Origin of the sequence: Microcoleus sp. Pol14D4 (genome assembly GCF_036701245.1) — a bacterium.
Lineage (GTDB): Bacteria > Cyanobacteriota > Cyanobacteriia > Cyanobacteriales > Microcoleaceae > Microcoleus.
The window spans coordinates 1-11054 of record NZ_JAUBQM010000121.1; the positions used below are offsets into that span (position 1 = coordinate 1).

Sequence of the window (11054 nt, forward strand, 5' to 3'; positions counted from 1 at the left end):
GAGTCGAACTCATTGACCGGGTAACTGCATACAGCCTTTTTCTTGTCAATACCTAATACTGAACCGACGCTCTAGGCGGCAAAGGTTTTTGCTTTTTGTAGTAACTATAGCCTTAATTATCGCCTGTGCATTGGGGCTAGCGGTGTATTTTCAGTATCGGCAAACTGCTGTCAGCGAAATCAAAGCGATCGCCAAATCTTCCGAAGCACTATTCGCCTCAAATCAAAAATTAGACGCATTCATAGAGGCAATCAGAGGAAAGCGACAACTACAAAAGTTAGGTGGTGTAGACCCAGAACTCGAACGCTCAGTTAAAGAAGCTCTCCATCAAGCTGTTTATGGAGCAATTGACTATAATCATTTATCGGGGCATGACAATGTGGTTAATGATGTAACTTTCAGCCCTGATGGGGAACTTATCGCCTCAGCTTCTGCCGATAAAACGATCGATCTTTGGGAAAAAGACGGTACAAAACTAGGAATACTTCAAGGACACAACAATGCAGTTTGGGGAGTTGTATTTAACCCCAGAGGGGATCTAATTGCTTCGGGTTCTGGGGATAAAACAGTCAAACTTTGGCGCAAAAACAGTACAAAATCACAAATTGGAAAGCCGAGTTATACCTTGTGGCAGACCTTAAAAGGACATATCGATAACGTTACACAAGTCGCGATCGCTCCTGACGGTCAAACTATTGCTTCGGCTTCTAAAGATAAAACAATTAAACTCTGGAGTACAGACGGCAAACTGCTGAGAACTCTCACGGGACATACAGATGAAGTTAACAGCGTTGCCTTTAGCCCGGACAGTCAAACTATTGCATCTGCTTCTAAAGATCAAACCATCAAACTCTGGAATGCAGACGGTAAACAGATCAGAACCCTCACCGGACATACGGATAGAGTTATGAACGTTGCCTTTAGCCCTTCAGAATATCTCATTGCCTCGGCGAGTGCGGATAAAACGATGAAACTTTGGCACCTTGATGGAACTTTAGTCAAAACCTTAACTGGACACAGTGATGCCGTGACCAAAATCGCTTTTAACCCTCAAGGTGGTTTGCTTGCCTCGGGAAGTCTAGACAGAACAGTCAAACTTTGGAAGCTTGACGGCACTCTGGTAAAAACCCTGCTAGTCGCGAAGGATGTCGTCTCTGGATTGGCTTGGAGTCCTGACGGGCAAATCTTCGCCTCATCCAGTTGGGATGGCCCGATCGCAATCTGGAAGCTTGATGACAGTTTGCTGAAGACTTTTAACGGACATCAAGCATCAATTTACACCATAAAATTTAGTCCTGATGGTAAGACAATTGCCACCGCCAGTCGTGACAATACCGTTAAACTTTGGCGCGTTGATGGTAGCTTAATTCGCACTTTTCCCAAACAAGCTGATAAAGTTTTCGGAGTAGATTTCAGCCCAAAGGGAGACTCGATTGCTACAGGCGGTTATGACAGCACTGTTCGATTGTGGCGACTAGATGGAACCTTAATCAAGACTTTTACTGGACATCAAGGTAGAGTTTTCGCGGTGCATTTCCACCCAGATGGACAGTCACTCGCTTCGGCGGGTGAGGACAAAACGGTTAAAGTTTGGAGGATTGACGGCACTCAATTGGCAACTCTCAAAGGGCATACCGATTACATTAACGGAGTGGCATTTAGTCCTGATGGAAAGCTCATTGCCTCTGGTAGTGTGGACGGCACTGTCAAACTTTGGCAGTGGGATAATGCGATCGCATCTGGAAAGCCCAGCTACAAGCTTTTACACACTTTAACAAGCCATCGCCGTCAGGTAGCTGGAGTGGCATTTAGCCCTGATGGCAAGACTCTCGCTTCAGCAGGTATGGATAGCCTGGTGAGACTTTGGCGGTTGGATGGTACAGAAATTAGAGCTTTAAAGGGACACAAAAATGGGGTATTCGGAGTGGCATTTAGCCCCGATGGCAAGACGATCGCCTCAGCAAGTTTTGACGGTACTGTCAAACTTTGGAGGTACGATGGTCAAGAGCTTGAAACCTTAAAAGGACATAGCGATGGGGTATTCGGAGTGACATTTAGCCCTGATGGGAAGTTAGTGGCTTCAGCCAGTCAGGATACCACAGCAATTTTGTGGAATTTAGAGCGAATTTTCCAGCTCGATTTTCTCCAGTATGGATGCGATTGGGTCGGAAATTATTTGCGAACAAATGCTGAGGTGAAGGAGGAAGATAGACATTTGTGCGATGCCGTGGGCGATCGTGACATTCTCCGAAACAATTAATTATCAATTATGAAAGATTACTCTTACCAAATTGGTGGCAGTCTCACAACTGATGCACCTACCTATGTCGAACGACAAGCAGATATCGAACTTTATGATGCCTTAAAACTCGGCGAGTTTTGCTACATTCTCAATTCCCGACAAATGGGCAAATCTTCCCTTCTCGTTCGTACATTCCATCGACTGCAAGCCGAAGGATTTCAATGCAGCACGATCGACATGACCCGCATCGGTAGCGAAAATATCACTCCTTTACAGTGGTACAAAGGAATCGTTGGGGATTTGTGGCGCAGTTTCCATCTTGTAGTAGGAAAAGTCAATTTAAAAACCTGGTGGCAAGAACAAGAAGAAGTTTCTTTATTGCAAAGATTGAGTCAATTTATTGAAGATATTTTATTAGCAAGCTGCCCTGATGAGCGAATTTTTATATTTGTCGATGAGATTGATAGTATTTTAAGCTTAGATTTTGCCGTCGATGATTTTTTCGCCTTGATTCGTTATTGTTACAACCAACGAGCCATTAATCCAGAATACAACCGAATTACCTTCGCGATTTTCGGAGTAGCTACGCCCAGTGATTTAATCGCCGATAAAAAGCGGACACCTTTTAATATCGGAGTGGCGATCGATTTGCCAGGTTTTTCCTTAGAAGAAGCCTCTCCTTTAACTCAAGGGTTAGAGAGTGTAGTTAGTAATGCCGAGGCAATTATCAAAGCAATATTAGCTTGGACTTCTGGGCAACCATTTCTGAGCCAAAAGCTGTGTCAATTGATAGTAAGAGCGACGCGAGAATCTCACAGTGACGTGCTGATAATTCCACCTGGAACGGAAGGATTTTTTGTGGAATCGGTCGTGCGATCGCAGATCATCCAAAATTGGGAATCTCAAGACGAACCGGAGCATCTGAAAACGATAGGCGATCGCATCCTGAGAAACGAAAAACGCGCCGGAAGATTGCTCAGCATATACCAGCAAATCTTGCAAAATGGGCAAGTACCAACCGATGACAGCCGAGAGCAAATCGAACTGTTACTATCCGGTTTAGTGGTAAAAAAGCAGGGTTATTTGCAGGTAAGAAACCTAATTTATCAAGAAATATTTAATAGAGAATGGGTAGAGAAACAATTAGGACAACTGCGTCCTTACTCCCAATCTTTCGATGCTTGGATCGCTGCCAAACAAACAGATGATTCGCGCCTTTTGAGGGGACAAGCCTTAAAAGATGCTCAAATCTGGATGCAGGGAAAAAGTTTGAGCGATTTAGACTATCAATTTTTAGCAGCTAGCGCCGAACTCGACAAGCAAGAAATGCAAGTGACCTTAGAAGCAGAAAGGTTAAAAGAAGTCGAAAAAAATGCCAGACGGCAAAAGTGGTTTATTGCTGCACTCTCTTTCGCATTAGCGATCGCCCTCTTTCTCGGAACAGCAGCTTTTTGGCAATATCGTCATGCTACCATCAGTGAAATTGAAGCGATCGCCACCTCATCAGAAGCCTTATTTACCACAGAACAAAAATTAGACAGCCTCATCGCCGCCATCAAAGCCAAGCGCAAACTGCAACAACTCGGTGGGGCAAATCCCGAACTAGAAAATCGCGTGCAATTATTACTAGAGCAGGCCGTTTATGGAGCGTCGGAGTTCAACCGCTTGTCAGGACATCAGGCGTTACTGTATAGATTAGCAATCAGTCCCGACGCTCAGACAATTGCCTCCGCAAGTACAGAGAACCTGGTCAAACTCTGGCAGCCAGATGGCACCCTTGTTGCGACTCTTCCCCACAACGGTATGGTCTGGAAGATGGCTTTTAGCCCTGACAGTAAACTTCTTTCTTGCGCCAGTGGAGATGGCACAGTTAAAGTTTGGCAGCAAGAGGGAACGTCTTGGGCAGACCCCAAACTCCTACACAGCCTCAAGGGACACAGTAAAGAGTTTAACGGTGTGGCGTTCAGTCCAGATGGCGAGACTTTAGCCGCATCCGGTGAGAATAATACCGTTAAACTCTGGGACAAAAACGGCAATTTATTAACCATTCTCGATCGCACCGATGCGGTGAGGAGCCTGAGCTTTAGCCCCGACGGGGAAATGCTTGTTAGCGGCAGTGGGGAGGGTACGATTCGATTGTGGAAAAAAAACGGCCCATTCTGGGCCTCCGTAAAGTTACTGCGAACGTTTCAAGGCCATAGCGCTGCCATTTGGGAGGTCGAGTTCAGTCCAGACGGCGAGATATTTGCCTCCGCCAGCATGGATAAGACTGTTAAACTTTGGCGCTCCAATGCCCCGTCAGACGAAGAGTCACAGCACGGCACTTTGCTTAGTAGGTCGGGGAACCCGCCAACGCAAGTGCCTCCCCTACGAACCCTTAAGGGTCACGCATCTGGCGTTGAGGCTCTAGATTTCAGTCCTGACGGTGAGATTATCGCCTCAGCCAGCGACGATCGAACCATCAAATTTTGGAGCAAAGAGGGCCAAGAACTCAGAACTTTTACAGGGCATCGCGGTGTTGTGTGGGATATGGATTTGAGTCCTGACGGCACTTTCATTGCTTCGCTGGGTGTAGGAAATGCTGTCAAACTTTGGCAGCCGAAAAACATTTTTCTGTTGCCCCTGCAAGGTCACGACTCTGCTGTTTATGCTGCTGCTTTCCCTGCTGACGGTAAAATCGTCGCCACTGCCAGTGCAGACGGTACGGTGAAACTTTGGCGGCACGGCACTTTGCTTATGTCGGGGAACCCGCCAAAAGTGCCGACCTATGGTACGTTGCTCTTGACGCTTCAAGAGGGCAAAGGAGGGCTTTGGGCTGTGGCATTCAGTCCTGACGGTAAACTCATTGCCGCGGGGGGCGAAAAAACAGTTAAACTCTGGCACAAGGGTGGCAGATTCCTGGGAGAAATCAACGCCCACAAAGGTGTAGTTTACGGAATTGCTTGGAGTCCTGACGGTAAAATTATTGCCAGCGCAGGTACAGACGGCACGGTAAAACTCTGGCAGCCAAACGGCGTGTTAGTGCGAACTCTGAAGCTAGATGGCAGCACCTTCTGGGATGTAGCCTTTAGCCCTGATGGCGAAGCTCTAGCCGCCGTCGGTAGCAGCGGTACTCTCGCTATCTGGAAGCCCGATGGCACTTTGTTGGAGGCGATTGATGCCCATCAGGCTCTGAGTTTGGGGGTCAGTTTCAGTCCCGATGGCAAGACACTCGCCTCAGCCAGTACAGATGGCACGGTCAAACTCTGGAAATTAGATCCCTCAGACACCTCAGTTCCTCACAAAGCACTGCTCCTGCGAACGCTTAAAGGTCACACACAGGGAGTGCTGGGAGTTTCCTTTAGCCCGGATGGTGAAATCGTCGCTACGGCAAGTGTCGATAACACGGTGAAACTCTGGAACAAAAACGGCATCTTGCTGACGACGCTCACGGGGCATAGAGGTGCGGTGATAGGAGTTTCCTTTAGTCCCGACGGCACTTTCCTTGTCTCCACCAGCATGGACCAAACGGCAATTTTGTGGAATGTGAAGCGAATTCTCAATACAGATCCCCTGGTTTTTGGTTGCGACTGGGTGCGAGATTATCTGCGAACAAATGCTGATGTGAAGGAGGAGGATAGACATTTGTGCGATGCCGTGGGCGATCGCTAAATTATCCGAAACCATGAACTATCAATTATGAAAGATTACTCTTACCAAATTGGTGGCAGTCTCACAACTGATGCGCCTACCTATGTCCAACGACAAGCAGATATCGAACTTTATGATGCCTTAAAACTCGGCGAGTTTTGCTACGTTCTCAATTCGCGACAAATGGGCAAATCTTCCCTTCTCGTTCGCACCCTGCACCGACTGCAAGCCGAAGGGTTTCAGTGCAGCACGATCGACATGACCCGCATCGGCAGCGAAAACATTACTCCCTTACAGTGGTACAAAGGAATCGTTGGGGATTTGTGGCGCAGTTTCCATCTTGTAGGAAAAGTCAATTTAAAAACCTGGTGGCAAGAACAAGAAGAAGTTTCTCTCCTGCAAAGATTGAGTCAATTTATTGAAGAGATATTATTAGCGAATTTTCCGGAGAATCGAGTTTTTATATTTGTCGATGAGATTGATAGTATTTTAAGTTTAGATTTTCCCGTAGATGATTTTTTTGCCTTGATCCGTTATTGTTATAACCAACGAGCCCTTAATCCAGAATACAACCGGATTACCTTCGCCCTTTTCGGAGTAGCTACACCCAGCGATTTAATCGCCGATAAAAATCGGACACCTTTTAATATCGGAGTGGCGATCGATTTGTCAGGATTTAGCTTAGAAGAAGCGCAACCATTAGCGAAAGGGTTAGAAAAGGTCATAGCCAATCCACAGGCAGTTCTCAAAGAAATCTTATATTGGACGGGAGGACAGCCCTTTTTAACGCAAAAACTATGTGAATTAGTAGTGAAAATGGCGCGGAAAGCCCACAGCGGCGATTTAAAAATACCACCGGGAACGGAGGGATTTTTTGTGGAATCGTTGGTGAGAGAAAACATCATCCATCAATGGGAATCGCAAGATGATCCAGAGCATTTAAAGACAATCCGCGATCGCATTATTGGCAACGAACAACTTACTGCACGTAGCTTAGGTATCTATCAAAACCTCTTACAAGCTGGTGAAATTGAAGCGGATGATAGTCGAGAGCAGATCGAATTGCTGCTGTCAGGTTTGGTAGTAAAAAAACAAGGTTTTTTAAAGGTCAGTAACCCGATTTATCAAGCAGTGTTTCACCTACAATGGGTAGAAAAACAGTTAGAGCAACTGCGTCCTTACTCCCAAGCTTTCAACGCTTGGATCGCTTCAAAACAAACCGATGAATCGCGATTGTTGCGCGGACAATCGTTAAAAGACGCTTCCTACTGGGCCCAGGGAAAAAGTTTGAGCGATTTGGATTATCACTTTTTAGCCGCTTCTGGTGAATTAGACAGGCTGGAAGTGCAGCAAGCGCTGGAAGCAGCGAGGCTCACAGAAGTTGAAGCCAGACTCACAGAAGAACGCAAGCGGTTAGTTTTAGAGCGAGAAACAGCGAAGCGGCAGCGAAGATTTCTTGGGGCGCTCAGCGGAGTGCTAATAGTTGCGATCGCCTTTGGCATTCTCGCCCTCTGGCAATATCATTACGCCATCACCAGCGAACAGCAAGCCCGCATCAGCGAAATTCAAGCTCTATCCTCCTCATCCTCCGGGCAATTCGCATCCCAACAGCGATTAGATGCCCTCGTGAGCGCCATCAAAGCCAGACGAAGGATCGACAGCCTAGCTAATTCCAGCCCGCAGTTGCCATCTCAAGTTCGACAAGTGCTGCAACAAACCATCTACGGAACGGCAGAATTCAATCGCCTGTTGGGGCATTCCAGCCCGGTTCTGGCAGTTGATGTCAGCCCAGACGGTCAACTCATTGCTACCGGAGGCGGCGACCAAACAGCCAAGGTGTGGCAACGGGATGGCACCTTGCTGCACACTCTCCAACACACGATCAGCAGCGTCTACGCCCTTCGTTTTAGTCCCGACAGCCAGCGCCTGGTAACATCCAGCGTGGACGGCAACATTTATCTGTGGAGTCGGGAAGGCAAACTGCTCAAAACCTTTCAGGGACACAAGGCTGCGATATGGGCGATCGCCGTGAGTCCAGACGGTGAGCGCATCGCCTCCGCCAGTGAAGACGGCACCATTCGCCTGTGGAGCTTTGATGGTAAACCGCTCAAAACCCTGAGCGGACATCAAGGTGCAGTTTGGGGTGTTGCCTTTAGCCCGGATGGAAACCTCCTCGCCTCTAGCAGCACAGATAATTCGGTCAAGGTCTGGACTCTAGACGGCGAACTGGTTAGAACTCTGGAAGGTCACAGCGCAAGCGTTTGGGACGTTGAGTTCGCTTTAGTTGCAGACAATAGCGGCGCCAAACGTCCCGCCATTATCTCTGCCAGCGCTGACAACACTGTCAAACTCTGGCAACCAGACGGAACCCTGCTACGAACTCTTAGCGGTCACAGTTCGGAAGTGTTTGAAGTCGCCATCAGCACAGCAGGCGATGTCATTGCTTCCGCCAGCGCCGACCAAACTATCAACCTCTGGAAGCCGGACGGGACGCTGTTGAAAGTCCTCAAAGGGCATCAATCGGGAATTCGCGGGCTTGCTTTTATTCCCAACAGTCAAATGGTTGTCTCCGCTAGCGACGACAATACAGCTCGACTCTGGAATCCGACAAACCCCTTCTCGAAAGTCCTTTACGGACATGGTGGCACGATTTGGGATGTGGATTTCAGCCCGGACGGTCAAATGCTAGCCTCCGCCGGTTCGGATGGCAGCTTCAAACTGTGGGCGCGAGACGGCACGTTGCTGAAGTCTTTTGCCGGAAACGAGACTGCCGTTCGCTCCGTTGCTTTCCTCTCTGGTACCAATCCTGCGATCGCACCTTTCCTTGCTACCGCTAGTGAAGATAAAACAATTAAATTCTGGCAGTTCGACGGGACGCTGCTGAAAACCATAACAGGTCATGAAGCTGGAGTGTGGGATATCTCCCCAAGTCCAGATGGTCGGCTAATGGCTTCTGCTAGCAACGATAAAACCGTGAAACTGTGGAACAAAGACGGCACTTTGCTGAAAACTTTCACAGGGCATCGGGCTAGGGTTTACGATGTGGACTTTACCCCTGACGGACAGAGGCTGCTTTCAGCTAGTAGCGACAGCACTGCTCGGTTGTGGAGTCTTGACGGTAGGTTTTCCAAGACTCTAGAGGGCCATCGCAGCCCTGTTTGGGAAGTTGCCATCAGTCCAGACGGTCGGACTTTGGCAACTGCCAGCAGGGATGACACGATTAAACTCTGGACGATCGATGGTACGTTGCTCAAAACCATCAAGGGAAATACTAGAGGCATGATGGCAGTTGATTTCAGTCCAGACGGTCTAATGCTGGTGGGCGGAGGCTCAACGGGCGCACTCAAACTTTGGAAAATTGACGGGACAGAAATAACCTCGCTAACCGGACATGAGGGGAATGTTTGGGCGGTGGCGTTTAGTCCCGATGGCAAACAGATTGCTTCTGTTGGGGACGATCGCACGGTGATTTTGTGGGATGTGGAGCGAATTCTCAAACTCGATGAACTGGGTTATGCGTGCGATCGCGTCCGGGATTATTTGCGAACTAATGCTGAAGTCAAGGAGGAGGACAGACATTTGTGCGATCGTATTAAAACGGAATAATATCAAGTCCGCTTTATTAGGAAAAAGAGATTAATATGTGTGGCTATAGCATCAGAATATTAGAGGATATTTATCATGCTTGGCTGCTTTTTATTGAAAAATACTATAATACTAAATCCGGCGTAACTACTCCCTTTATCTCTCAGTCTGCAGAGGCGGACTTCGTTTGTTTAGTAGCGATTTCAACCGACGAAGCATACCCAGAACGATCGAGGATATAGCCAAACCGGATTTAGTATGATAACTACAGAGTAATGAAATCGCTAGCGGTAAGAATACCGGGGGTAATATTGTTAAGCTTCGCCAACAATTGATTGGTATCCGTCACAGTAATCAAAGTTTGATTGTTGCTGGAAGTAATACTGAGTTGACTAAAACTCAAACCAGAATTTAACCCAATTAAATCCTCTCCCTTGCGGAAATCATTAATGATGTCGCTACCCACACTTTGATTGAGGAAAAACACATCATTTCCCGAACCTCCCGTCAATGTATCGTCCCCAACATCCCCGGAAAGGAAATCGGCACCGCTGCCACCGCTGAGAATATCATTACCTTTGCCGCCGTAGATGGTATCGTTACCGATGTCGCCACAGAGCACATCGTTTTCATTGCCACCCAACAGCAAGTCGTTGCCCTCACCGCCATCGAGACTGTCGTTTTCTTTGCCTCCGTACAGCGTGTCATGTCCCGACTCACCAAAAATCAGGTCTGCCCCTTCATTACCAAAGGCAATATCGTTGCCGTTTCCGACATTAATTGTGTCATTTCCTAAGTTGCCTAAAATGTAGTCGTCCCCATCTTCACCCAGCAAGATATCGTCATCTTTACCGCCGAAAATACTGTCGTTGCCAACGCCGCCGGCAACTGTATCATTGCCTAAATCTCCCCTCAACAAGTCCTCGCCATCGGCGCCGACAACAGTGTCATTATCTTTGCCAGCGTAGATGGTATCGTTGCCAGCGCCGCCAGAGATGAAATCGCTGCCTTCATTGCCGAAGATTGAGTCGTTATCTGCTGCGCCGTCAATGTTGTCATTGCCGCCCATGCCGTAGAGAGTATCGTTGCCGGCTTGTCCGTTAATTGAGTCGTTGATGCCACCGCCCATGATGAAATCGGTAGTGTCGCCGCCGTTGATAGTTTGTTGGACGGGGTTGGGGGTGATGCTGGTAGGATCTAGTTGCGGGGCGTTGAGGCTATCGAGTAGGCAATCATCTACCGCCGGAGTTGGTGTAGGTGCGGGTGTCGGTTCGGGTGTAGGCGTGGGAGTTGGTTCCGGTGTGGGAGTGGGAGTTGGTTCCGGCGTGGGAGTGGGAGTGGGCGCCGGCGTGGGAGTGGGAGTGGGCGTGGGAGTGGGAGTGGGCGTGGGAGTGGGAGTGGGAGTGGGAGTGGGAGTGGGCGTCGGAGTTGGAGTCGGCGTGACTGTAGGGTTAAATTCATAAGCGCCAATATCAACGATCGCACTTCCGTTATTATCACCATCTTGAGGGCGAGTCACGCCGCGCTGATCCGTAGCCGGCGCGCCCGCACCAGTACCGGTATCAATTGCCGGACTTCCTGTTAGCAGCGGCAGGAC

The 11054-nt window shown here is 48.4% G+C and carries 4 protein-coding genes; 3 read left to right on the forward strand and 1 reads right to left on the reverse strand.

The genetic code is table 11. The features are described 5' to 3' along the window. Positions 1-88 precede the first annotated feature (88 nt). Genes QUA33_RS26315 through QUA33_RS26325 form a run of 3 tightly spaced genes read left to right on the forward strand, consistent with a single transcriptional unit; the run spans position 89 to position 9478 of the window. Positions 89-2260 (forward strand): WD40 repeat domain-containing protein, encoded by a 2172-nt coding sequence (locus tag QUA33_RS26315; protein ID WP_333152472.1) that lies wholly within the window; start codon positions 89-91, stop codon positions 2258-2260. 9 nt (positions 2261-2269) lie between these two features. Then, positions 2270-5893 (forward strand): AAA-like domain-containing protein, encoded by a 3624-nt coding sequence (locus tag QUA33_RS26320; protein ID WP_333152474.1) that lies wholly within the window; start codon positions 2270-2272, stop codon positions 5891-5893. 27 nt (positions 5894-5920) lie between these two features. Next, positions 5921-9478, forward strand: coding sequence for an AAA-like domain-containing protein (locus tag QUA33_RS26325; protein ID WP_333152476.1), 3558 nt, complete (start codon positions 5921-5923; stop codon positions 9476-9478). A 244-nt stretch (positions 9479-9722) separates the two neighbouring features. Here QUA33_RS26325 and QUA33_RS26330 read toward each other — a convergent pair. Then, the coding region (locus QUA33_RS26330) for a calcium-binding protein (RefSeq protein WP_333152479.1) at positions 9723-11054 on the reverse strand (1332 nt) is incomplete at its 5' end.

Coding starts and splice junctions, on each gene's coding strand:
- QUA33_RS26325 (WP_333152476.1), top strand. CDS start 5,921: ATGAAAGATTACTCTTACCAAATTGGTGGCAGTCTCACAACTGATGCG.
- QUA33_RS26320 (WP_333152474.1), top strand. CDS start 2,270: ATGAAAGATTACTCTTACCAAATTGGTGGCAGTCTCACAACTGATGCA.